This is a genomic window from Paenibacillus peoriae (genome assembly GCF_022531965.1).
GTDB classification, from domain to species: Bacteria; Bacillota; Bacilli; order Paenibacillales; family Paenibacillaceae; genus Paenibacillus; species Paenibacillus polymyxa_D.
Map to the genome: position 1 here is coordinate 2,397,660 of NZ_CP092831.1, position 25,435 is coordinate 2,423,094.

The following is a 25,435-nucleotide window of genomic DNA, read 5'->3' on the forward strand; positions in this document are numbered from 1 at the left end:
CAGATTATGTATACCTCAGGAGGAGCTACAAGATGGAAGTGAAACAGAAAGAGGACTCCTTTTGGAGTATGGTCAAAAAAGGAAACAAATCTTCGGGCTCGGCGGCGTTAGGTAATACTGGCATTGCCTTGATTAAGGGGATTGCTTTTGCCTTGACAGGTAGTGGTTCTATGTTTGCTACGATGATGCATTCCATTGCGGATGCAGTGAATCAAATGTTTGTGTTCGCGGGCAGTGTACTAGCAGAGAAAAAACCGACAAAACGCTTTCCTACCGGCTTTGGACGGGTGATTAACCTGTTCTGTATGGTTGCTGTTATTGTCGTAACGATCATGGCCTATGAAACCGCATTGGAAGGCATTCATTTGCTTCAGCATCCGGCTGAATCTACACATGGATTTTGGATTAATGTAGTAGTGCTGATTTTGTCACTAGTGGTGGACGGATTTGTATGGAGCAAAGCGATGAAAGAAGTGCTGCATGAATCCAGAGTAGAAGCGAAGGGGCTAAGCATTTTCACCACTGCGTTCCGCCACGTGGGGCGTGCTGCACCGCCAACCCGTCTGGTATTTTATGAAGATTTGGTAGCAACAACGGGGGGAGTACTCGCCCTGCTAGCAGTGGTGGTCACATCGCTGACCGATTTTAAACTGTTGGACGGTATTTCAAGTATTCTCATCGGTTGTCTGATGGTCGGTGTTGCTTTCCGGGTCGGTTACGACAACATGGTAGGTTTGATCGGTGTATCTGCTCCTCCTGATATCGAAGAACGTGTGGCTTCCATTATTCTAGCAGACACACATGTTACGGATATTTATCAAATGCGTATTTTGCAGGAAGGACGCTACTATCACGTGGAAGGGTTGATTGAGCTTACACCGGGCATGACGCTGGCAGATGCTGACGATATTAAATTTAGAGTCGAGGACGCTTTGCTACGTGATCCTAATATCTCAGATGCAGCACTGGGTATTCTGGAGGATGACGGAATTAAAAACTGGAAACCAGAAAAGCCAAAGGTCTAGAAACGATAAATCCAGGCCAATCTGGACTCAGTCTGGCAAAAGAGTAGAACAAGAACTTCCATGACTACAGCAACGTGGCGTGGAGGTTCTTTTGTGTTTTGCGGTATTGTTTTTCTACCCCTTTGAATTTAGGATGATTGTTAGATACAATGAAAGCGTTAACAAAAAGAGGGTGAAACGAATGCTTCTCATGGGGAGGAAAGGCAAATGAGTCTTCTGAGGGAGGCTTGGCCTGCTTCGCGGCTCGTTAAGGCGCTGGCTGGTAGTATGCAGGATTCAGCAAGGCAACGGTTAAGGAGTAATTGGACAAAAAGGCTGCGGACGACTGTCTCTGAGCCGATATACGCCGAGTTTTGGAAGGATATTGAGCGTGCCTGTAAAGATAATCGGGAAACATCATGGCCTGAACTGCCGTTGTCTCTGTTTCGGGAATTTGCTAATACAGGGGAGCGCAAACCGTATGAGGATGTGTACTTTGGACGGCGTGGACGACTGGTTGCTATAGTGCTGGAAGCGGTTGTCAAGCCGGAGCCTCGAAAGATAAAAGCGGTGGAAAGCGGTCTGCTGGACATATGCAGCGAGTACACCTGGGCGCTTCCTGCACATGTCAATGAAGAGGACACAGTAACACCGCCTTGGCAGCAGGTGGATTTATTCACGTCCGAAACAGCACAAATGCTGGTTGAAATTTTATTGCTGCTAGGAGAACAACTGGCTAGCCATGTGGTCGCTCAGGTGCACGAAGAGATCGAACGTCGTGTACTGGAACCCGTTTTTTGGCAGCCTCGTCATTTTGGATGGGAAACCGCAGATCATAACTGGTCGGCAGTATGTGCTTCGGGTTGTGGAATTGCAGCATTGCTGCTGGTAGAAGATGACTTTTCCAGAGCGGTAGCCATCGAGAGCATGCTGGGCGCACTGGATTGTTTTTTGGCAGGCTACAGTGAGGACGGGGGATGCCCCGAAGGCGTAGGATACTGGGTGTACGGCTTTGGTTATTTCATTTATTTTGCCGATATGCTGCGTGAGTTTACCGAAGGAGCAGTGGATATTCTGAACTCGGAAAAGATTAGGCAAATCGCAGCCTTTGCAGAGCGGGTTCATCTGTCGGATGGCATTTTTGCTAATTATTCGGACAGTAGTGAAACGGAACGTTTGCCTTCCGGACTCATCTCTCATTTGAATTCATTGCAAGAACGACCATCTACACTCCCTTTCTGCGTACCTGGTCTGTTGGAAGACCCCTGTCGCCGCTGGGCTCATGTATTGCGTAATCTGGTCTGGACGAATCCTTTGGCATTTGGGAGCGGTGAGACCGTTGCCAATTATTTGCCGCAACTTGGTTGGCTGATGTGCCGCAGCCGCAGTTCCAGCCATAGTGGATATGGAAGCCAAAAGGGTGAATCAGGTATCATGCTTGCATTTTCAGCGAAGGCTGGGCATAACAATGAACCGCACAATCATAACGATCTTGGACACTTCATCCTTCATGGTGGTGGCGAAAATCTATTGTGTGATCTGGGAGCAGGCTTATACACGAAGGCCTATTTTTCACCGGGAAGAGAGTCGATTATCAATATCTCCTCCGGAGGTCACTCCGTGCCTGTCATCAATGGGACTATGCAGCAATCGGGCGCAAAGGCAAAGGCGGTTGTACTGGATATTGCTTTGGATGAGCAGGAGGAGGTACAGCCAGGCACAAGACTTAAGCTTGATTTGACATCTGCTTATCCCGTAGAAGAATTGGCAGTCTTCACCCGCTCCTTCACATGGACTGTGCTGGAGGGAAGCAAGGGAGCAAGGCTTACCGTCACAGATCATTTTGAGTTTGAAACGTCTGGCGTTAGCATGAAGTCATGGGATGTGGAGGAGCTTTTCATCAGCCGCATTCAGCCTAATCTGGGAGCAAACTTCGTGGAATGGAAGGGAACGAGCGCGGTCGTCAGGCTAGATTATGATGCCAGCGTGCTGCGGGCGGGGGTGGAGGCTGTGAAGCACATAGATCATGACGGAGTTCCCTTTGTGTTTTATAAAACATCGCTGCAGCTGGGCTCCAATCACTGGAACGGTTCTGCAAGCGTAGATTGCAATCTGTTTTTTACCATACATTAATTTTCATTTTGAATGGGAGGCAGACAGGATGAATAAGCTGCAGACAGGCAGCGCGTACCCTTGGCAGACGGAACTGGAGAGATTTATAGAACAGGTGGAAAGCGCACCGAACCAAGTGAATGACGGATGGACTCACCAACATAAGCTGGCCGTGCTGGAAAAGCTGGTTCGCGCATATGCCCTGCATCAGGATGAATCTGGAGCTATCATTGACCTCCATTCTGAAAGTGAACGGTACTACTCCACCCCGTCCTATGCGTTCGCTGCGGCGGTATTGGTCAAAGAAGGCCGGCATGATTTACTGGAATCTGCTGCTGCGGCCTTGACGCATAGCATAGCTTGTGTAGTGGAGGAAAAAGCGCCCGATCACCACCCAGACTTTTTTCCAATTATGATGATGGGAGCGTATCGGCTCCTTAAAAATTTGCTGCCAGAACAAGCCACGGCATGGAAGCAACAACTGAGCAGAATTCAGCCGGAGCAGACCTACATTTTTACGATGAGCAAAATGAAAAACCCGAACCGGATGATCAACTGGAATGCAATTATGATTTCCGGCGAGTTTTTGCGTGCAGCGGAAGGAATTGCAGCCGATTCGGAATGGATGGAGAAGTATATCCGAAGCTACCATTTGCCTCGTTTTACCGGTTTGGGCCTGTATCAGGATGGACCGCTGGATCGGCCCAATAGCCCATTTGCCTACGATATCGTTACACGCTTCCATCTGGGCGTGATGCTGGAGAATGGATATGATGGCAGCTGCGCACTCGAACTGCGTGACCACCTTCGCAGGGGGGCGCTCAGCACATTACTGGCGCTATCCCCGCACGGGGAAATTCCGCCGCGTGGAAGAAGCGCGCAGCATCAGTGGAACGAAGCGGCTGCTGCCTTTGTCTTTACAACACATGCTCAGCAGGCTATTACGGCAGGAGAGCATGGGCTTGCAGGTGCGTTCCGACGGGCAGCAGATCTATGCTGGCAAGCAATTAGCCGTTGGCAGACCGATGACGGCAAGCTGCATATCGTCCGCAACCATTATTCGTCCGAGGCACGGCATGGCTTTGAGGTGTATTCAAATCATACCTGCTACAGTCTGTGGACGGCGGCTGTGCTGGCCCACACCCTTCTATATGGGGAGGAGATGGATCGCATTTCTCCAACCTTCATCCCGGCGGAAATCGGCAGCCGGGTGTTGGCAACGGATGGCTGGTTCCAGACTGTCATTGCAGCCGTAGAGGGGCAGCAAATGCTTGTGCAAACATCGGTCAACGACCCGTATAATGTTCCGGGCATCGTGCGTATTCAGCAGTCTGCGCTGCCGTCGCTGATCGGTCCGTCCTCAGCAGGTCATGCAGACCGCGGCTTTACAGGCTTCGCGGAGGGAGATATTTTCCCGCTGAGCTATACCCCGGCCTGGCAAACGGAGGACGGAAAGTGGCACAGCTTGTCGGAAGGTATTCCCGGTACGTTGGAGTTCGATCGGGATGGAGGGATTGACCCGCAGGATGGCGGAGGAACCGTACAGCTGGAACAAAGCTCAGCGTCTAACGGAGCAACGGATTTTACTCTCCTGTGGGAAGGTCCCTTCCCGGGAGTGAGGGAAATCCGAACGCATTATCGTCAGGTACCTGGCAAAATTGAAGTGGCGTATGAGATTCAAGGCAATATTCAGAATGTAGGGGCACTTATTCCCTTAATGGCGTATGACGGTCGGGAGCGCAGCGTAATTCATCATGTCATGTCAGCCGGGAAAGAAACGGAAAGCATTCGAGTAGAATACGCAGGCGCAAGCCTCGAAGTTATCCCGACGACGGAAGGAACGAACGTGGTATGGCCGGAAGAATTAGCTTCAGTAGCCTGTCGGAATGGTTTACTTAAGGGAGCGCGTCTGGAATATGAAGGCAACCGCATTTCCTTTATCATTCGGTTACCTGAATAGTTAGAGCTGGAGCCATGAATATGGTTTAACATGTGGAAAAAGGAGAGGGAAAAGAAATGACGAAAGCAGAAGCGTGGCTGGAGCAATCGTGGGAGCTGGCTTTGGATAAGACCCTTGCCTTAGCGGCAAGACTGGGGGACGCTTTTCCACATGTTGCTGAGGGTGGACGTTATGATAATCGTGAAGAAGCGTGGTGGACAGCAGGCTTTTATCCGGGGCTACTGTGGCTGACCAATCGGGCGCGTCCTGACAGTGTGGCTGCCGGGATTGCACAGCGGTGCGAGGGTCGTTTGGAAAAAATACTCTATAATAGCGAAGCTGTAGACCATGATCTTGGCTTTATTTGGCTGCTCAGCGGTGTAGCCGCCCATCGGCTGACCGGAGATTCAGAGTCCAGAAGACGCGGGGTGTTGGCTGCCAATCTGCTGGCTGCCCGTTTTAACGTGAATGGCCGTTTTATTCGCGCATGGAACTTCCCCTCGAAGGACATGGATACACGGGGCGTTGCGATTATAGATAGTATGATGAATCTACCCTTGCTTTATTGGGCTTCGGAGGAAAGCGGAGATCCGCGTTTTGCCGCTCTCGCTGTGCAGCATGCAGATACCATAGCACGTGAATTTGTCCGCTCGGACGGTTCTATCGCACATGTGGTCGAATTCGATCCGGAGATTGGAAAAAAGGTCGCCGAGCATGGTGGACAGGGATTTGCTCCCGGTTCTGCTTGGGCACGTGGCACGGCTTGGGCATTGTATGGTTTTACGCTTTCGTATGGGTACACGCGCGATTCGCGTTATTTGAAGGTGGCCGAGAACACGGCTGATTTTTTCCTGTCCCAACTGGGCGATGCTTGCCTGCCTGTGTGGGATTTTAGAGCAGAAGAAGAGCACCGAGGGGCATGGGATTCATCGGCTGCGGCGATTGCAGCCAGTGGTTTGCTAGAGCTGGCAAAATATTCGACACGTGCGGAGCATTTTACAGAAGCTGCAGAATCTATTCTCAAGGGCTTGCATCATACGTGTACGGCGTGGGGTGAGGAGCATGAGGGATTGCTGATGAACGGGACCGTACATTATCCTGAGCAAAAATACATCAACGTTCCCATTATCTATGGCGATTATTTCTTTGTCGAGGCATTGGCAAAGCTGCGCGGTGAAGAAGGTTTGTTTAGTGTTGAATGCAAAAAAATATAGTGAGTAAGATGTATAGTGAGTAAGATGATCCGGAACAAGCTCATTCGAGCTGAGCTGTTGCTTGTCAAATCCACAGAGTAATAGTGAGGCAGCGTGTATGTAATCTCATTTACATATACGCTGTTTTTTTATGCACAAAAAAAGACTTTATTTAATTCGATGCCAAAGTACTACTTATAGAGGGGGAAGAGATTGTAGCTGCGCTTATTTTGTACCCAATCAAAGAAAAATCATTGTATATAAGATCTTAATTCCTAAAAATTTTCATTTTAATGCATGGAAATAGGTCCTTTTACTTGTTTAAGAGTATTTATTCGTAAATTGACAATATAGGTAGGTAACCGTATGATATCATCTTGTGTAAAGGAATAAACTGGATTTTAAATATCGTTTCAAAAGGAGTTATACATATCATGACAGGAACAAGTGATACTGAAAGACGGATGTACGGAGGATTCTGGATAAGAACAGCCGCGTTTTTGATTGATTTGATCATCCTTACTGGCATAGTCCTTTTAGTAGGGGGAGCAATTAACATTATCCCAGATCTTCTGGGTATAAAGGAGACGGGTTTCATACAAGTGCTGCTTATGGTTTGGCCGCTGATCTTATGGCTCGTAGTACCATGGCTTTACTGTGTGTTATGGGAATCATCGAAGGTAAGAGCAACACCGGGTAAGCTTGTGTTCTCTTTAATTGTTGTAGACAAGGAAGGAAAGCGTCTTGGATTCTTGCATGCCTCAGGACGTTATTGGATTAAAGCCGTTTCTTTTGTGATTTTACGTCTTATATATATTGTGGTCGCTTTTACTGCGAAGAAACAGGGAGTCCACGATCTTTGTACCAATACCTTTGTTGTACATAAAAAAGAGTTGCAGCGATACAATCAGCAATCGTCTTTTCTGTAAGTACGGAGGAGATCACCGATTATTAAGGAAAGCTTAGTAGTCTTTGATTTTCAAAATAATGGGGGAACATGAATTCATGCGACAACGAAAATGGATATTTTGTTCAGTTGTAGTCCTGCTGCTGTTCGTAGTGGTTGCGGGTTGTACGAATAAAGGACATTCTGGAGAGATCAGCTCTGAAGATGCTAGAAAAGAGCAGCCTGGAAGCACTTATTTGGAGAACTTGCAGGCAGATCTGCCACAACCCACTGAGGCGCAATTTTCCACGCCCGAATTGGTGGTAGAAGCCTTTTTTGAAGCTGTAAATGATCATAACTTCGACAGTGCGTTAAAATGTTTTCCTATTGTGGAAAAGTATCGTGCGAATACAGTAGATAATCATTTCAATTTGCTCCATACCTATGAGCTTCAAGCAGGTGCTCCCATTCCTTCCTTTGAAAGCCATAACTTTTTAAAAAGCTTTATCGAATATGAACAGTATTGGGAGAAATTTTATATGTTACTGTTCCTAAACTCAAATCCGGATATGGTGGGCAAACGTATCGTTATGGGAGAAGCGAATGCTGCTATGGACCTAAAGAAAATCAAGGAAATGAAGGTGAGTAGCACGTACTCTAAGCCTCAAATAATATCGAGTCATAGTGAAAAGAACAAAAATGTTATAGAGCAGACTATGAATATACAAGAAATAAGGGTGCTTGAAGTTAAGCTTTATATAGATGGAGAAGAACAAAACCATGTATTAATAAGCGTGGGGAAAATTGGATCTAATTGGCGAATCTTAAACATGAGTTAAGGAGAACGAGCTTCTGCTTAATGCATATTCATCAATCAACAAGAAACCAGCTAATGCTTGTAATACATTAGCTGGTTTCTTTTATTTTGTCATGATAATTTTCTTCATTTACTATTACGGAAAAAACAGACATTTCTCAAAAAATTTCCATCGTAGATGTCTATGTAGCTTTCTTTATGAAATATTAATATAACGTAGCATCTCACCGAGACGAAAGTATGCCCCTTTATTTTAAAGGGAATCTTATACCGACATAAAAAAAATATAAGCTGCTCTTACAGTTTTCATGTTCTTTTTAGCTTGTTTTGCGTTATAATGAAAGGATGCACATTATGAACGAATTGGAGGCACAGCCCGATTGACTACTTACCCTTTTGCCTTTGATCCGTCCAAGCCGTTTATTGAGCAGGCAAGTGACTGGATTGCGGATGTATTTTATGAAGTTTTGCCTGAAGTCGGCTTTGAGGTTCGGGATGAACAAATTTATATGGCATTCCAGCTAGAACGTGCCTATAAGGAAAAAAAGACCATTTTTGCAGAAGCAGGTGTGGGTACTGGTAAAACGCTGGTATACCTGCTGTACGCTATTGCATATGCCCGATACATGAGAAAACCGGCGATTATCGCCTGTGCAGATGAATCGTTAATTGAACAATTGGTAAAGCCGGAAGGGGATATCGCCAAGCTGGCACAGCATTTGAGTCTGACGATTGATGCCAGATTGGGGAAGTCGCCAGATCAGTATATTTGCCTGAATAAGCTGGATGAGGTGCGAAGCGGACTGGATGAGGACGCAGATGTTTTCCGTGATATCTATCAGGATCTACCGGATTTTGTTCATTTTCCAGATACGTTACAGTCCTTCACTCCTTACGGGAACCGAAAGGAATATCCTGAGCTAACAGATGGACAATGGAGCAGACTCGGATGGGATGTATTTCAAGACTGTCTCGTTTGCCATCAGCGGCATCGTTGTGGTCAGACGTTGTCTCGTGATCATTATCGCAAAGCGGCAGATCTGGTCATCTGCTCTCATGATTTTTATATGGAGCATGTATGGACCTATGAAGCGAGAAAGCGCGAGGGTCAGTTGCCGTTGCTGCCGGAGCACAGCTCTGTTGTTTTTGACGAAGGGCATTTACTGGAGACAGCGGCACAAAATGCGCTTACTTACAAGCTTAAGCACGCTCAGTTTGAGTCTATAATTACCCGACTGCTGGAGGGAGAAGTGCGAGAATCTCTGGCAATGACGATTGAAGATGCAATCTCCCAAAGTGAGGCTTTGTTCGCTGCACTAGATAAGAACAGTCAGCCTGTCCAGGGTTCTAATCGCAAGGAGTTCATCCTGAATGAGTCACTGACTCGAGAGGTAAACCGCTTTGGAGAACTGATCGGCATGATCGAGGAAGAGCTTGTATTTGAAAGCGGACTATTCTCTTTGGATGAGTATCAAGTCAAAATTGTGGAAGAACATTTGGAAATGATTCAAACCGCGTTGGCTTTGTTTAAGCGTCCTGAACTTCTCATTTCGTGGGTGATGGAGGATCAGGATGGATTAACGCTTGTGGTTATGCCGAAGATGGTAAAAGAGATTCTCAAAGAGCGAGTATTTGCGCAGCATATACCGATCGTATTCTCTTCAGCTACGCTTTCCGTAGAAAGCTCTTTTGACTATATGGCGCAGAGTCTCGGTATTGAAAATCCGCTAACGTTCTCTGTTGCTTCACCTTATGACTACAGCGATCAGATGCAAGCTGCACTGTACCCGTTGCAAGCGGGGGATGATCCAATCCAGAGAGCGCTGGCACTGCTGGAGAAATCGCAGGGAAGAGCGCTTATCCTGTTTCCTTCACAGGAGGAATTGGCTGCATTCCAGACGGGTCTCGTTGCTTACCCGGAGGCGTCTGCCTATCGTTTTCTGTACGAAGGTTCGGCTGAAATCAGCCATCTGATCTCAGCTTTTCAGAATGATGAGGAAAGTGTGTTGTGCGCTGTCACATTATGGGAAGGATTGGATATTCCTGGACCTTCTCTGTCGCACGTTATTATCTGGTCACTGCCATTTCCTCCGAATGATCCGGTTTTTACGGCTCTGCGCAAGGATGCAGCAGATCCGTTTATTCAGATAGATATGCCTCACATGGCACTTAGACTCAGACAAGGCATAGGGCGTTTAATTCGTTCGCGCAATGATCGGGGCTGGATATCCATCATGGGCCAGGATTTGAGTCGTCAAGAAGTACGTATACAAGTTGAACAACTACTGCCTGCAGGCGTAGAATGCACCGTAATTGAAGGAAACCCGGAGGGAATAAAAACATGTTGAACTTTACAGCGTACACCGTAGATCAGATTAAAGATGCTTTTGGTATTTTGACTGGACAGCGTTATGAATTTATCATTGATGTAGAGGTAGAGGAGGACGACGAGCTATACACTGAAAACGGACTGTATATCCGTTGTCTTTATTTAGTAGACGAAGAAAAGACAGGACTGCTGAAGTATGAATTAATTGAAAAAGTAACGAATCATTACATTGATCTTGAACTTGAAGAGGATGAGCTGCAAGCTGTTGAGAACTTCTGTAAAGAACATGTACAGGATGAAATAGTGAAGTAACAGTAAGACACTTAGCTAGTACAGCTGGTATATAGCTAACATATGATGAAGATATCAAGGAGTCCTGACATGATCAGGCTCCTTTTTTTTATGGTCAAATGAAGAGAACTTATCTGCTCTAGCGCAGTCTGTCCCACACATTCACCATAAACAGCATAGTCCCCCCTGCGAGTAACACCCACCCTGTGACGATCCAAACTTCAGTCTCTGGAACCTTGTAATTTTGACCTGTAAGCGCCAATATCAACACGGGCAGACCGATATTATGCATCCAAAAATGGGTATGTGCCAGAATAGTAACTGAAAGTGCGGGAAAGGCCACATAGATCAGACCTATGATTCCAAGCGTTGTCCAACCCAATAAATGGATATGAGACTGAATGTTGGACAGACTGTAATCACCCGACACGCCAATAATGGCACTAAGCAGCACACTGAGGGCAAAATATACGGCAGCTATCTTTAGAAATTGCTTTCCCATATATGAACTCCTCCTTATGTTGCACGGGGAATATTTTGTGACATCTTCTCTATCCTATCGAGCAAGCAGGCAGGGGGTGTGGGTATTGTGACTGGTCCATTTGACAAAAGCTTCAAATACACATAAAATCTTATTGCATCAATACTTACCGCATTACTATGTTTTCTTGGAGATGATAGCGAACTTCTCCGACAGTAGGCGTTAATTTTTGACCATTGGTTTATTTTGGATTCGCCATTAAAAGGAGCTTGAAATTATGAATGTATATCAAAATACCCTTGAACTCATCGGACGTACGCCATTAGTGGAGCTGAACAGCTATTCTCTACCGAGAGGAATTCGCCTGTTTGCGAAGCTGGAGTTTATGAATCCCGGCGGCAGCGTAAAGGATCGGGTGGGTAAGGCTCTTATTGAAAAAGCATTAAAAACAGGTCAGCTGAAGCCAGGTGGGACATTAATTGAAGCAACAGCAGGCAACGCAGGTATTGGTCTTGCGATGGCAGCACTTCATTATAATATCTCGGTTATTTTTGCTGTGCCTGAGAAGTTCAGCCAAGAGAAACAGGACCTGATGAAGGCATTGGGAGCACGCATCGTTCATACCCCGACGAGTAAGGGGATGAAAGGAGCTATCGAAAAAACAAAAGAATTGGCTGCTGAAATAAAAGATGCATACTTGCCGCGGCAATTCAGTAATCCGGATAATCCCGAGGCATACTATACGACAATGGGACCTGAAATATGGAACGATCTGGACGGCAAAGTGGACGTATTTGTGGCAGGTGCAGGCTCGGGGGGAACGTTTATGGGAACCTCGCGTTATCTTAAGGAACAAAATGCAGCCCTTAAAACAGTCATCGTGGAGCCGGAAGGGTCCATTTTGAATGGCGGCGAGTCAGGTCCACATAAAACGGAAGGAATTGGCATGGAATTAATTCCTGAATTTGTGGATAAAGGATATTTTAATGCCATCCACACCATTAGTGATGTCGATGCTTTTGGCCGTGTCAAGGAACTGGCTGCACGTGAGGGTCTTCTCGTTGGCAGTTCTTCAGGGTCTGCTTTACATGCCGCTTTACTGGAAGCAGAAAATGCACCGGATGGTGCACATATTGTTACCATTTTCCCGGATAGCAGCGAACGTTATCTGAGTAAAAAAATATATGAAGGCGGGATATAAAATGAAACGCAAAACAAAACTGATTCACGGCGGGCTTCCTACCGATCCCCATACAGGCGCGGTTAACGTTCCTATTTATCAGGTAAGCACTTATGAGCAAGAGGAAATTGGCGTCCATAAGGGATACGAGTATTCGCGTACAGGCAATCCGACCCGGTTTGCTTTGGAGGAGCTGATCAAGGATCTGGAGGAAGGAAAGCGTGGTTTTGCTTTCGGTTCGGGTATGGCTGCAATTCATGCGGTATTTTCACTGTTTAATGCAGGGGATCATATTTTGCTGACCGATGATGTATACGGAGGCACCTATCGCATTGTAAGCAAAGTGCTCAGCCGTATCGGAATTGAGTCCACATTTGTGGATACGACTGACCTGGAAGCTATCTCCAAAGCAATTCGTCCGAATACGAAGGCATTGTATGTCGAAACGCCAACGAACCCGCTTTTGAAGGTTACTGATATCCGCGCTGTTTCGGAGCTTGTAAAAAAACATGATCTTTTACTGATCGTCGACAACACATTTGCTACCCCTTATTGGCAGACGCCAATTACACTCGGGGCTGATATTGTCATTCACTCTGCTACCAAATATTTGGGCGGCCACAGCGATGTTGTAGCTGGTCTGGCTGTTGTGAACAGCGACGAGCTGGGAGAACAACTCCATTTTCTGCAAAACGCCATTGGTGCTATTCTCGGCCCGCAGGATTCTTGGTTATTGATCCGCGGTATTAAAACATTGGGTCTGCGTATGGAAGCGATTGAGCAAAATGCGAAGGAAATTGCAGCCTTTTTGGAAAAACATCCGAAGGTTAGAAAAGTGTATTATCCTGGACTGGAAAGCCATGCGCAGCACGAACTGTCCAAAATCCAGGCTCAAGGCTTTGGCGGCATCATTTCCTTTGATGTAGGTAGCGACGCTAACGCGGTTGCACTTCTGAAAAAGGTGAAATATTTTACACTGGCTGAAAGCTTGGGAGCGGTTGAAAGTTTGATTAGCGTTCCTGCACGTATGACGCACGCCTCTATTCCGGTAGAACGTCGTGCAGAGTTAGGCATTACCGAAGGTTTGGTGAGGATTTCGGTTGGGATTGAAGATCTGGAAGATTTGATTGAAGACTTGCAGGCAGCATTGTAAGAAAATAAGTGTAATGTTCAAGAGAGGTGGCAGAAGCTGCCTCTTTTTTTGTTGTGAGAATAGCTTCTTTTTTGAAAAGCACAGAGGAGTACGTAGAGGTAATAACGAATAGTTTTATATAGTTCAATTGAATGTTAAACGGAATATAACCGCGACTACGTCTCTGAGGAAACAAAAACCTGGAGGGGGAATGTTATGAGGTTCACACATCTGGAAAAAGCAACTACTGTGCTGTCGGATCATCCGGTACGTCTGGCGTCTGCTTATGCAGTCGGTCCAGTCGAGCTTCCGGAAAATTGCGGTGTGGGTAGGGAATGGTCAAGTTATTTTGCCCATGAGGATTGGAATTTGGAAAAGGCTTGTGGTGAAGAAGGAGTAGAGCTTTCAGCCGGAGGAAAGGCAGCGTGCCGATTATTGACCGAGCTGGACCCTCGGACTGCGGAACTGAATCTAGGTGTTTTTCCGCCTTTGGCCGAACAAGAAAGGCTTTTGCTGGTTTCAAATCTTCGTTGTATGGCTGCACAGGAAGTGATTTTCAGACCCTTTGAAGGAACGGGACAAATATGGATAGATGGCACACTTGTATATGCGGAATCCGGTCCTTTTCGCTTGTATCTGGAGGAAGGCGATCACACGGTAGTTATCATTGCTGCGTTTATTCCCGAGGAGGCCCGCTCTATTCGTATCAGTGGAAATCAGGTATGCGACGAATCAGATGTGACAGAACTGCATCGAGAATTTGTAGAGCGTAATATACGTTTTCATATGGCATGGCTAGAGGTTGAAGAAAGTGCTGGCAGGGAGGGCGAAGACAGCCCGATCTTATTTTATTTACTGCGTAAGGATCGGATAGATCTTCCCTTAGATCAAACGTTATGGGTCGAGGTAACGGATGATGAGGGCATGAAGCTGGATCGCTTTCCAGCATATTGGGAGCAGGAGCAAAGCTATGACTGGGATGAGGAAAAGGCCAGGAATACGGGAATGCTGCACTTCACTGTTACATATCGGGATCATGAGGCTGTGGAGCATCATTTTGTGTATTCGGTACTTGTGCGGCCTTTGTCAGTCGTCGTGGAGGGCTTGCAGGAAGAGTATGACCGGTACATTCAAGCCCGCGCTATAGATATTCTTCATTCTGCGCAGAAAATACAAATAGAGGGCCTGCTTGAAGAATTAAAAAGGTTAACGGATTCTCCAGAAGATCCTTTTGAAATCTGGGATTACCGGGTTGTACGTGAATATATCAAGCTATTAAAACAAATTTTCACATATGGACATACCGAGCAGTCACATTCCCCATCCTTACTTCAAGAAGAACACATCTTTTTGTGTAATGACGGAATTGGGGAAGGATTTTTTGTCTCCCGTTTGGACAATAGTTTGCAACGCTATACCATTCAGCTTCCCAGAAGCTATTCGGCTGACCGACAGTATCCTCTGATCGTTCTGATGCCAGGCAAGCGATATGAGCTGGGTTTGCCGGATTTTCAGAATCGAGGTTTTGGGCGAGGCTGGGAAGAGGAAGCTATATTCGTTACTTTTTCGTGCCGTGGTGTAACGTTGGGCAGTTATATTGGAGAAGCTGCTTTTTTGGAGGGGCTGGATGTCATACTGCAAGCGTATCGAGTGGACGAAGATCGGGTCTATCTGACGGGTTATTCGAACGGAGCATACGCTGCTTGGGCGATGGCACAGGCTTATCCTTCTCGTTTTGCGGCTATTGCGGTTATCTCTGGAGCGCCACATCCCAAGCATCTGATAAATCTGTTGAATATGCCAATATTAAATGTATGTGGAGATCAGGATTACTTATTTGCACAAGCATTTACAGCCCCTGTAACAGCGCTTCCATCTGATCATTTTAAAGGTGTCGTAGAACGTCATTCTAATCACTGGGACACGCATGAGCTGAGACTTCTGGACGGTGTACTAGGCTGGCTTATGCAATGGAAAAGAGATGTCGTACCTCAGCGTATCGCCTACCGGACGGAACGGGGCAGACATAACCGGGCTTACTGGCTGGAACTGACGCGAATGGATGTAAATGAGGAATATGCCGAGTTGTACGGTGAAATGAGTGCCACAGGTGAGTTAGATATCGAGGCAGTTCACGCCGAAGAATTTATCATTCATCTTTCTCAAGAGGTCATGCCCTTGGAATTGGCCCAAGTTCGTATCGGAGCCCGTATTTTCGTGTTGGATTTGCGGGAATACAGTCGCTTTCGCTTTGTTAAGACACAGTCACATAAACGTCCCTCCCCTGAATACCGTTTGATTGCCGAACGGGAGGAAGAAAGCAGTGGATGCTTTACAAAAGAATCGGATGCCAAAAAGAAAATGGTGGATTCGAAAAGCGTGGGAAGAAACGTTTTGAGCCATGGTATGGGTGTGCTTGACGTTTATATGGATCGTCTTCACATTGTCCTTCCGTCCAGCTACGCTACACCGGAGGAAGAGCAGGCGGTGAGACGGACGGCGAACGCCTTAGCTAGCCCACGAACAGCGACTTGGAATCCGTATATCGGTGTTCATTATCCGGTGGTGTCTTCCAATGATATTACGGAGGAAGCACTGGCTGATAGCAACGTGATTTGTGTCACTTCGGGCCTGTCCAGACATGAGCTGCTTCAGAAGCACCAAGCCGATCTGCAAATTACATGTACGGAGGAAGGGTATACATTGGGCGGCGATTTTATGGCTGGCGAGTATTGCCTGTCATATATTCAACCTAGCCCATGGTCTGCAACCCAGCAAATGCTTGTCGTAGCGACCAATTCTCCCCGTATGCTGGGTAAAAACCTATTTATGCGCAGACTGATTATGCCCGGATACTTTAATGGTCTACACCCGTATTTGAATAAAGAGATTATTGTGTATGATAGCCAGGGAGTGCGTGCTTTTAACTTTACTTCTATTAGACATACGCAGCAAAAACTGCAAGGCCAATAGCCAATAAAAAAGTAACAATGTTATAATAATCCATAATTTAAAAAACCGTCTGGAGGCACATTGGCGATCCTGACGGTTTTTTGCTGGTTCATTGCAGTGATTTGTGATCGGGATGACGTCATATAAAGAAGGGCATTATGGCAGCTTAGCTTTTATATTGCTCCATCAGGTACATGATCTTTACTTCATCGGCCAAATCTCCAAAGGGTTCTAACGGATTCTCTTGAATGATATGATATAAACGCTGGACTCGTTCCTTTGGCAGTTTGCGCACATATCTGGAAATGAAAGCGGCATGGGTGACTACGTAGCGCTTTTTACGGACAGCTGCACTGGCTACGCGGACGAGAATATCTTCGCCCCCTGCCAATTCCAGAATACGGCGCTCATAAAAGACTACGTATCGGAATGTCCGGTCCTTGATCAGCTCACGATTGAGTCTGGCAATCTCTCCGATATATCTGACCATAAGCGGCTCAAAGCTCTTGATCAGGAGAGGATCGAGCGTTAATTCCATGTCTTTGCGGAGAACAAAAGATTGCAGCAGAGCGACCTGCTGGAGCCTTATCCGATCATTGTGAAGGAGTACAGCCATCTCACGCAGCATTTCATAGGAGACACGCTCACTAAGCTGCCGCAGGGCAACTGCGTTTTTATGATTAACGTTTAGTCCTTCCTGGATCTGCCCTATACGGCCTCTGAACAGACGTATAAGCTGCCTACGCCGTTCATAAGGATAAATACCCTGCTGTAGAAGCACCAAGGGCAGCAGAAGAAGCGCACCGACGATACCGCACAGAAGCATTTGTTGCGGCGAGTGGCCGAAAAAGACAGTAGCGGCCAGCAATATGACACTAACGACAAGGTCTTTACGAAAATAACGTTTGGCTCTGAGTCTGGCATATTGCTCTACAGGGACTAGTGTATCCCGACCACATGATGTGCACTCTTCTTCCCAAAGGGCGGTAAATTGTCCACAACGCTTGCAGACTCTTAGCTTTTGGAAGGCGTACTCTGTGCGGGTAAATGGGCGAAATTGTACAGCTTGTTTGGAACTATTCATTGTGCTCACTTCTCCGGTTCAGCAGCGCTAGAAGCTCGGTGTCGATTTGTGTAATCGACGGGGCGCGTTTTTTATGTATATAGTAAATTAGTGATTTGATGGCGACAAAAAGAAACATAATCGCCAGACATCCGTATGAGATCATAGTGTATTTCCTCTTTCTACTTGGATTTTTACTTCAATATTTTACATGGGCGGGTTTCGCTATTGTTATTTTTGTCGTATAAAGGAGAAGGCTGGTGCCCGATTGCCCTTGTTGGGGTATAATTATATCATTACTGCAGGATATTGGTAAAATCTCGCGGTATAACAGGCTTTTGGGTTGGATTCAGACCATTCGGGCAGTATTTTCAGCTGGCGCTCATGTAAAACTCATTATAATTTAATAGTAGGGGAGTACAACTGTAATTTAGAATGAGAATTAACCGGCAAAGGGGTACAAGCGATGTTTAGTAGAGACAGAAAATGGTTTTTAGTCATCGGAATCATATGTACAATGATCATGACCTCGATTTTGGCATGGCAGCCACAGATGGCGAATGCCGCTTCACCCTCTGCTTCTAAGGTGGATGCGGTGCTGGTCGTCGATGTAAGTAATTCAATGAACACCAGTGATCCTGGGAAAATTGGCAATGAAGCCATGAAAATGTTCATTGATATGCTGTCGACGCAAAATGACAAGGTCGGGATTGTAGCGTATACGGATGTCGTACAGCGTGAGAAAGCCTTGCTTAATATTACATCCGAAGCGGATAAGCAGGAACTGAAGACGTTTATTGACGGACTGAACCGGGGGGCGTATACTGACACCTCCGTGGGTGTCAAGGAAGCAATCCGCATTTTGCAAGATGGTAAAACAGCTGGACATGCGCCTATGATCGTCATGCTGGCCGACGGTAACAACGATTTTAATAAGACGACAGGTAGAACCGAAAGCCAATCCGATCAGGATATGGCACAGGCTGTAGCCGAGGCTAAAAATAGCGGCGTTCCGATCTACACCATCGGCTTGAATGCAGATGGGAAGCTGAATAAAAACAAGCTCGCCGACATAGCGCAGCAAACGGGCGGCAAGTCCTTTATTACAAGCTCAGCGGATGACCTGCCGAACATTTTGAGTGAAATTTTCGCCAGCAATTTGAAGTTGAAAGTGGTGCCTTTGCAGTCCATTACGGCAAACGGCGACTATCAGGACGTAACGGTAACCGTACCGAACGATAGTGTGCTGGAGGCTAACATTTCGATCATGTCCTCGAAACCGGTGGATGCGAGACTGATAGACCCGTCGGGCAACAGCAAGCCGATTCCTTCGAGCGATGTGCTGCTGTCCAAGTCCAAAAGCTACTCACTGATTAAACTGCTCAAGCCTGCGGCTGGTGACTGGAAGCTCCAAGTCAAGGGAGTCCAGCAGGATCAGATTGATATTAATCTGGTATTTAACTATGATCTGGAGCTGAAAATGGACGCACCGCCCGCCAAATCATACAAAAAAGGCGATGCAGTTCAAATTCGTTCCTACCTGACGAGCAATAGCCAGCATCTTCAGGATCAGGAATTGTATGCGAATATGAATGCTGTTCTGAAGGTCAAGGATCTGGATTCCGGTACAACGAATGAGGTGCCGTTAACCAACGCAGGGGATTCTTTTACCGGTTCCTATACGATTCCAGATGAGCATGACTACGAACTAACCGTTAGAGCAGAGGAGAAGAGCTTCTACCGTGAAACACAGCCTGTAACCATTAGTGCTAAAGCAGGGGCGACGAGCGGTACAAATACGGGCACGACTCAGCCAACAACACCTGCTGAAAAGTCCAAGCTAATGCCACTCATTCTTTTAGGGCTGGGACTGCTCGTTCTGCTGGTTGCCGCATATTTCATCTGGAAGGCTATGAAAAAGGCCAACCGTGGCTTTGTCGGTCAAATCGTACTGGAAATCCGGGATGAGAACACTGGCGAAAAAACGTATCCGCAGTACAAGAAGCTGAACACCTTCCGGGGCAAATTTAATCTGCACCAGTTGCTGCAACTGGCACCGGAATTTGCTGGAACCGACAAGGTTGTGTTCACACCAGCCAATCAGGATCGTATCATTGTGCGCAGTACCTCCGAGATTACGATTGAAAAATCCGGGCGAGCTGTAGACACAGGCAACGGTCTTGAACTCAAAAACGGTGATCGTCTGACCATCCCGTTAGCCAGTGTGGACAAAACCATTTTGCTGGAATTTATTTCAGTAAACAGCTAAACGAACCCTTAGGAGGTCATATCTATGAAACCAGTAGTTAGAGAGCATATCCAACAATTAGACGTATCACTCGGCGGGGGGATCGTAAGCGATAAGATCAGAGTGGATACTATTGATAATCCTATTTTAATTATCGGACTCGGAGGTACGGGAATTGATGCCCTTCTCCGCTTGAAATATCAAATTAACCGCAGATTCAAGCTTCCAGCAGATCCGATCTCCAAGAAAAAGAGCGATAAACCGGACAATGTGGAATTTCTCGCTTTTGAAACGAATGAACAAGACCGCAACAAAAAATACAAGGGGATTGGTTTGGACCCCATCAATGAGTTTGTATTGCTGTCCAATGCGGAAATCGGCGGATTGCTGCAAAACCGTAGCATTCTAGAGCCGTACATTACCGATTGGCTGTCTCCAGAGCTGAGCATTACCGATGGTATGAACGGGGCGGCAGGGGTACGTCAGGCAGGACGATTACTGCTGTTCACCAAAATTAATCAGGTCGTTCAAAGCATTGACAAAAAAATCAAAACCTTGTCTGAGGGCACCAATAAGAAGCTTATGGTGTTCCTGCTGTCTGGTTTGTCCGGCGGTACAGGAAGCGGTACTTTCCTCGATATCTCATATATCGTCCGAGGAATTATTGAGCGCGATTATGGCTCTGCAGGTGTAGACCGTGTAAATACATTAGGGTATCTGTTTACACCGGATATTAATTTGGCGAACAAAAGCCTGAGTGAGCATACACGTGAATATATTAAAAAGAACGGCTATGCTGCACTGAAAGAGCTGGACTACTGGATGAATGTAGACAGCCGTGGTGAACGCTTTAAGCAGCAGTACGGAAATATTTTGACCGTGAACTCGCCGCTTCCGCCGTTTAATCTGTGCCATCTCATTTCGGCCACGAATACGGAAGGCAAGCTGTTGGAAAATGCTTATGATTACTGCATGAATGTCACCGCCGAAAACATCACCAACTTTATGGCGAGTGAGGAAAAACAATCCGGCGAAGAATTTGCCATTCATGACTATATCAGCAATATCCGTACCAATATCGCACAAATGAATAAGGCGTATCCAGCAAACTACGATTACAATATTATCGGGGCTTCCTCGGCGGTGCTGCCAATGGAGGAAATGACGACATATCTGGCTTATCGAATGTTTGGCAAAATGTCCAAAATGTTCGAGCAATCGCCAAATCAAGAGGATGTAGAGAAGTTTGCCCGCAAGCTGGGCGTGGATCTGGATAGCATGATCAAAAACTTTGAATCCCGTGTACCTGAGCCGCTTCCGGGCTTTGAAAACAGTGAACGGTTAAGTTATAGCAATGTCGTTAAAATGCAAGTTGTCAATATGGACACCGAGCTGGAGCAAACGTTCCTGACGCGTGCCCGCGAAGAGTATATCAAAGCGAAGAAGCAGCTTCCTGGTGAAATTACAGGACAGTTTACGGATCAAATTCGCCGGATGTTTCTGCATCCTGAGCAAGGACCGTTTTATGTATCCCGCATGATTTATACTGAAAAAGGATTTAGCTTGCTGAAAATGCTGCTTTCATATGTGGAGACGTTGCGTGAATCACTGCACCGTATTCCGACGGACATTGAATGGGCGCGTGAGCAGGCGAACGAAAAGTTGGGCGATGCCAAGAGCGCGTTTGTATCCAAGGATAAAAAGAAAAATGCGTACATTGAAGCGAAAATTAATGAATATTGGCTGCGTGCTGATGTGGAACGTACAGAGCAGCTCATTGAATTTTATGAAGACCTGTATGACCTGTTGAATAAGGAAAATAGCCGCATTTATAATGTATTTACTGAAATTTTGAACGCATTGAGCGCAATATTCGAGAAGAATGGTGATCTGCTGATTAACGGCGAGGAACAGTCCGATCACAAAGGTAACAAAACGTACTATTGGAATCTGGTAAGTGTACCGGATATTTCTGAAGTTGTGACCAAGCTGCTGGATAACCGCAACGGTGACGATTTGATTCGTGATTTTGCCCAAGAATTGCTCGAAAATTCAGATCAATGGGTGAAGGATCAGGATATGGACATCATCAGCTCAATCTCCAATTTCTTGACTGATAAGTTCGGTGATCTCATTACCCGTTCCATGGAGGATTTCCTCGTCATGAAATACGGGCAAGATGAAGCCATTGAAAAATTTGTGGAGCGCTACATTGCGAGCAAACTGGATGAGGAAGCTGTACCTGTGTTCCATCTGAGCAATAGCTCTGGCAACTTGTACTTCCCGTCTTGGGGATTCGTTTCGGTACCTGTACAGTCGCCTAATATCCTAAAAGGCGTTCGCAATTATCAAAATAATGCAATTGGAAAATCACACTTTACTATTAAAGAAAGTGAAGTTCGTAACCGGATTTTCTGGCTCAATACGCGTAATGGTGTTCCTCTGTTTGTATATACGCCGCTCAAAGTGTATGAAGAAAGCTATGAAAAAACGATTCTTGACCGCGAAGGTATTGGCCGCCATCTGGTGCAAACAGGCCAGAACAACTGGACTAATCTGCCGTCGCCGATTCCTGAAAAGTCATGGGGCGAAACTTACGTCAATTCGCGTGTGCAAGCATACAATGCACGCATTCGTAATGATTTTGACCGTGCCAAGTCACTTGGCGTGATTCGAGAAAAGGATGTCGATCAGAATACGAGCAGCCGCTTCACTGTAATCCGTTCACATGCGCTAGATCTGAATGCGATGCTGGCAGGCTACGATATGCGTTTGCAGGAATCCAAGCCGAATTTGGGTGAGGTGAAAAGAGCATGGTCTGAGTTGAAACGTCTGCTGGCTGAAGGGCTGGAGCAGGCCGGAAGCAAGGACATCTTTGGCAGCATCAATGAAGAGATGGCGAAGGAAAACCTGATCCGTTCACCAGAGTTAACACAGGTGGTTCGTGAAGAACTGGTGAAATATACACAAATTGAAGCGAAAGCCGCTGAACTGGAAGCTTTGCTGGGTAAATATCAGGATGAAGAAAAATGGCTGGATCAGTTCATTCAGGCTCTCTATACGGACACGATTACGAAAAAAGGCGCTTTGTATGTCTATGATCGTGACGAAGAGGAAGAGGCTTGGGAGCCGTTTGCGAACGTCATGAAGAGCCGCAATTATGTGGAGTTTGAAGTGTTTACAAACTTCCGTGGTTTGGAAGAAAAGAAATTTGCAGCTCTAATGCGCAAGGCGGATCGCCGTGATGTTGTATTGACTTCATCTGAGGATATTACACCATTGCTGGCAAAGCTGGATGAACTGGCTGCAACTTACACAGAGGCCCGCAATCAATTGGAATATGAAAAGGTGGAGCTGGCTAACGGAGCGGAACTTTATGCATTCTATGCTCAAATGGCTGGAAAATTAAACGACATCCGCAGAAAGTTGAAATAAAGTATGAGAGAGCAGCTGTTACGTTATGCGGCTGACTATGCAGCCGCAGAGGACCAATTAATCGGAAGCGGGGATGGACGCAGTAGCATCCATTTCCCGTCTGTGTTTCTTTTTATCGGGGATCGTATGAACCCGGTGATGAACACCATTGCAGATATCAACCGAACCAAGTGGGATAACAGCACGGGAGTAACATATATTCAGATTCGCTCGCAGGAAGAACATGCGGCTGTAGATCGTTCGGTGGATGCTATTGTTCATACGATAGCGGTACCGGAGGAAAGTGGCCACCAAACGATACGCCGTGACTTACACCAAGCCTTTTATACACATGAATCGCAGCTAATTGAGCTTAACACCGCGTTGCGCCGGGCTAGTGGACATCTGGCAGATTACGGTCGGTTGTATTCTTCGTTCGAGCGTGTCCATTTGTCGATCTTGACGACAGCGGATGACCCCATGAACGTATTAATCCCTGAAGTTACGCTGTTGGCGGAGTATATTTTTGCACAGTCTTTTAAATCGGTACAAATGGATCTGTATGTGTTGGTGAATGAAAGCGATCAGACTGCCCAATTTGGCTACAGTAGTGCAACGTCCGTTGCTTTCATGCGAGAGTTGGACTATATCCAGAGTCCGGAGTATACGTTTACGGCACCGCTTCATATGACCGAGGACAAATTGACCATTCCGGTATCCCATGCTCCATCGCCGTTGTTCGATCTCGTCTATGTGCTGTCCGACAAGAACGAACGCGGCGTAACGGTGCCGAATAGTCTGCGAGAAAGCTGTGACATCATTTGCCACATTCAGCTTCTTAAAAACCGTTATCAGGCAGGAGATTCCTATCGGTCACAGGATGGGGGATACAACAATACATCGTTTAAAAACAACATCATGACGGAATCCGGGCGGCAGGGTTATGTGTCGGCTGGATTTTCCCGAGTCAACCGCCCTAACCAGTCAATCGCACTTACGGTGCTGTATCACTTTTATGTGAAGCTGTTAGAGCGTATGAGAACAGAGCAGGAGTGGGACATACGCGATAAGCTGAATTATTTTGGTTTAGATGCTGCTGAGCGCGGTCGCACGCGAAATGATCTAGTTCCTGGTAATGAAGCGATCACGGACATGAGTGCACTGATGACCAGCGGAGCCAGCTACGGCTCGTTGAAGCGAATGACATTACGTGAGGCGGAGGAAGCCTTGTTTGGTCAGGGCTGCGAAGCCTTTTTCCGTGATAATTGTGAACGGATTGTGCACAAACGGTTGGGAGATTTTCAGGCGGAATCAGGTCTGCAGTTGGCTGTGAATGCAGCTGCCAAGGAATATCCTGAAATCGGATTTTTCGAGCTGACAGACTGGACGGATGAAAATAAAACAGGGAATGTGCTTACGGCTGTTCGGGGGCTGATTCGGGATACGTCCAATGACTTGCAGATTAGTGCCGCTGAACTGGATACCCTGTATAACGGGCGGGTGGAGGACCAGCCTTTTCAACGACTACCACTCATGGATAAGCATAATGTGCGCAGCTTGATCCGTTACCTGACCGAGACAGTTTACGGGCACAAGCTGCACATGCTGCGGATTCAAGCGGATTTGGAGTTACTTCGCCGCTATGAACTGGCACTAGAGAAATGGCATGCACAAGCGAAGCATATTACAGTACAGCTTGCCAGCCTGGAGCGTGAACTGCATCAAGCTGCAACGGACAGTATTCGGCAGGCCGACAGTTACACAGGTCAAAACCTGTTCGAGTATTACGAGCGTGTGACAGAGGATGTCATGCGTGAGCTGGAAAGCAAGCGGGGAAAATCTATATTCTTTGATACCCGGCATATGGGGTCTGTATCCGGATTGCTGGACGGGGGTCTGTCCGCATTGGTGGATCGACTTACGCTGACCTGTCGTACCTTGATTCTCAGTTCACAGCCGTTTAATCAGACCTTCGAAGAAGAATTATTGCGGCGTGCGAATGTAGCTGCTGCATATGAAAATCGGCTGGTCGTTCCGAAGGATGAGCTGTTTAGAAAACTGTATCAAACGTTAGAGGAACATGGCGGAATTAACGTACGTTTGCTCGACTATACCCATGAGCATCGGTATGAAGAAAAGTACTTCTTTGGTGACTACGAAGGCGAATTTCTTCCTTATGCGATGGATGTGGACATTACTTCGCGTATTTACAAACTGGGTTTTGTGCATGAGCGTCGCAGTAGCGGGGTGGAAAAACTGCATTTGATGGGCGGCTTCCATCTGGAGGATCTGATGGTTTACCGCAACGGCAAAACGTATTATGAGACATATACTGCGAATGGTTTCGTGTTTCACGGAATCGACGTGGACCGGTTGCCGGAATTGCGGTAGCCA

17 protein-coding genes are annotated in these 25,435 nt (G+C 46.6%); 14 read left to right on the top strand and 3 right to left on the bottom strand.

The genetic code is table 11. The annotated features are described in order from the left end of the window. The first annotated feature begins 32 nt into the window (after positions 1 to 32). From MLD56_RS11000 to MLD56_RS11035, 8 genes are all read left to right on the top strand, one after another. Entirely contained in the window at positions 33 to 1,025 is a 993-nt protein-coding gene (locus MLD56_RS11000; RefSeq protein ID WP_029519132.1) for a cation diffusion facilitator family transporter, read from the top strand. A 207-nt stretch (positions 1,026 to 1,232) separates the two neighbouring features. Continuing rightward, positions 1,233 to 3,137 carry a heparinase II/III domain-containing protein gene (locus MLD56_RS11005; RefSeq protein ID WP_029519133.1) on the top strand — a complete coding sequence of 635 codons (1,905 nt, stop codon included), beginning with the start codon at positions 1,233 to 1,235 and terminating at the stop codon, positions 3,135 to 3,137. 28 nt (positions 3,138 to 3,165) lie between these two features. Then, positions 3,166 to 5,076 carry a hypothetical protein gene (locus tag MLD56_RS11010; RefSeq protein WP_029519134.1) on the top strand — a complete coding sequence of 637 codons (1,911 nt, stop codon included), beginning with the start codon at positions 3,166 to 3,168 and terminating at the stop codon, positions 5,074 to 5,076. Positions 5,077 to 5,132: 56 nt separating this feature from the next. Next, entirely contained in the window at positions 5,133 to 6,269 is a 1,137-nt protein-coding gene (locus MLD56_RS11015; protein WP_029519135.1) for a glycoside hydrolase family protein, read from the top strand. Positions 6,270 to 6,682: 413 nt separating this feature from the next. After that, positions 6,683 to 7,177 (top strand): RDD family protein, encoded by a 495-nt coding sequence (locus MLD56_RS11020; RefSeq protein WP_029519136.1) that lies wholly within the window; start codon positions 6,683 to 6,685, stop codon positions 7,175 to 7,177. A gap of 76 nt (positions 7,178 to 7,253) precedes the next feature. After that, positions 7,254 to 7,973, top strand: a complete 720-nt coding sequence (locus tag MLD56_RS11025; RefSeq protein ID WP_029519137.1) for a hypothetical protein — start codon at positions 7,254 to 7,256, stop codon at positions 7,971 to 7,973. Positions 7,974 to 8,331: 358 nt separating this feature from the next. Next, positions 8,332 to 10,299: an ATP-dependent DNA helicase gene (locus tag MLD56_RS11030; protein ID WP_029519138.1), complete on the top strand. Its 1,968-nt coding sequence runs from the start codon at positions 8,332 to 8,334 to the stop codon at positions 10,297 to 10,299. Beyond that, positions 10,293 to 10,592 carry a DUF6509 family protein gene (locus MLD56_RS11035; protein WP_029519139.1) on the top strand — a complete coding sequence of 100 codons (300 nt, stop codon included), beginning with the start codon at positions 10,293 to 10,295 and terminating at the stop codon, positions 10,590 to 10,592. Before MLD56_RS11030 ends, MLD56_RS11035 begins: the two co-directional genes overlap by 7 nt. Before the next feature lie 118 nt (positions 10,593 to 10,710). On the opposite strand, the gene MLD56_RS11040 is transcribed toward MLD56_RS11035, so the two are convergent. Next, the gene (locus MLD56_RS11040; protein WP_029519140.1) at positions 10,711 to 11,073 is read right to left on the bottom strand and encodes a hypothetical protein; all 363 of its coding nucleotides are present in this window, start codon (positions 11,071 to 11,073) and stop codon (positions 10,711 to 10,713) included. A 256-nt stretch (positions 11,074 to 11,329) separates the two neighbouring features. On the opposite strand from MLD56_RS11040, the gene MLD56_RS11045 reads away from it, so the two are divergent. The 3 genes from MLD56_RS11045 to MLD56_RS11055 all read left to right on the top strand — a co-directional run bounded on the left by MLD56_RS11045 (position 11,330) and on the right by MLD56_RS11055 (position 16,337). Continuing rightward, complete coding sequence (locus MLD56_RS11045; RefSeq protein ID WP_029519141.1) at positions 11,330 to 12,253, top strand: PLP-dependent cysteine synthase family protein; 924 nt, start codon at positions 11,330 to 11,332, stop codon at positions 12,251 to 12,253. A 1-nt stretch (position 12,254) separates the two neighbouring features. Further along, entirely contained in the window at positions 12,255 to 13,385 is a 1,131-nt protein-coding gene (locus MLD56_RS11050) for a bifunctional cystathionine gamma-lyase/homocysteine desulfhydrase (RefSeq protein WP_029519142.1), read from the top strand. Between the two features lie 195 nt (positions 13,386 to 13,580). Next, positions 13,581 to 16,337 carry a PHB depolymerase family esterase gene (locus MLD56_RS11055; RefSeq protein ID WP_029519143.1) on the top strand — a complete coding sequence of 919 codons (2,757 nt, stop codon included), beginning with the start codon at positions 13,581 to 13,583 and terminating at the stop codon, positions 16,335 to 16,337. 145 nt (positions 16,338 to 16,482) lie between these two features. Here MLD56_RS11055 and MLD56_RS11060 read toward each other — a convergent pair whose 3' ends face one another. Then, a complete protein-coding gene (locus MLD56_RS11060) occupies positions 16,483 to 17,400 on the bottom strand; it encodes a hypothetical protein (protein ID WP_029519144.1) in 918 nt (305 codons plus the stop codon). Further along, on the bottom strand, positions 17,393 to 17,545 hold the full coding sequence (locus MLD56_RS11065) for a hypothetical protein (RefSeq protein ID WP_165147246.1): 153 nt from the start codon (positions 17,543 to 17,545) through the stop codon (positions 17,393 to 17,395). Before MLD56_RS11065 ends, MLD56_RS11060 begins: the two co-directional genes overlap by 8 nt. A gap of 300 nt (positions 17,546 to 17,845) precedes the next feature. Between MLD56_RS11065 and MLD56_RS11070 the strand changes: the two genes are divergently transcribed. From MLD56_RS11070 to MLD56_RS11080, 3 genes are read left to right on the top strand one after another with little or no spacing between them, the layout of a single operon-like run. Continuing rightward, on the top strand, positions 17,846 to 19,648 hold the full coding sequence (locus tag MLD56_RS11070; protein ID WP_029519145.1) for a vWA domain-containing protein: 1,803 nt from the start codon (positions 17,846 to 17,848) through the stop codon (positions 19,646 to 19,648). Between the two features lie 24 nt (positions 19,649 to 19,672). Beyond that, positions 19,673 to 23,062: a tubulin-like doman-containing protein gene (locus MLD56_RS11075; protein WP_029519146.1), complete on the top strand. Its 3,390-nt coding sequence runs from the start codon at positions 19,673 to 19,675 to the stop codon at positions 23,060 to 23,062. A gap of 3 nt (positions 23,063 to 23,065) precedes the next feature. Next, positions 23,066 to 25,432, top strand: coding sequence for a hypothetical protein (locus MLD56_RS11080; protein WP_029519147.1), 2,367 nt, complete (start codon positions 23,066 to 23,068; stop codon positions 25,430 to 25,432). The last annotated feature ends 3 nt before the right edge of the window (positions 25,433 to 25,435 follow it).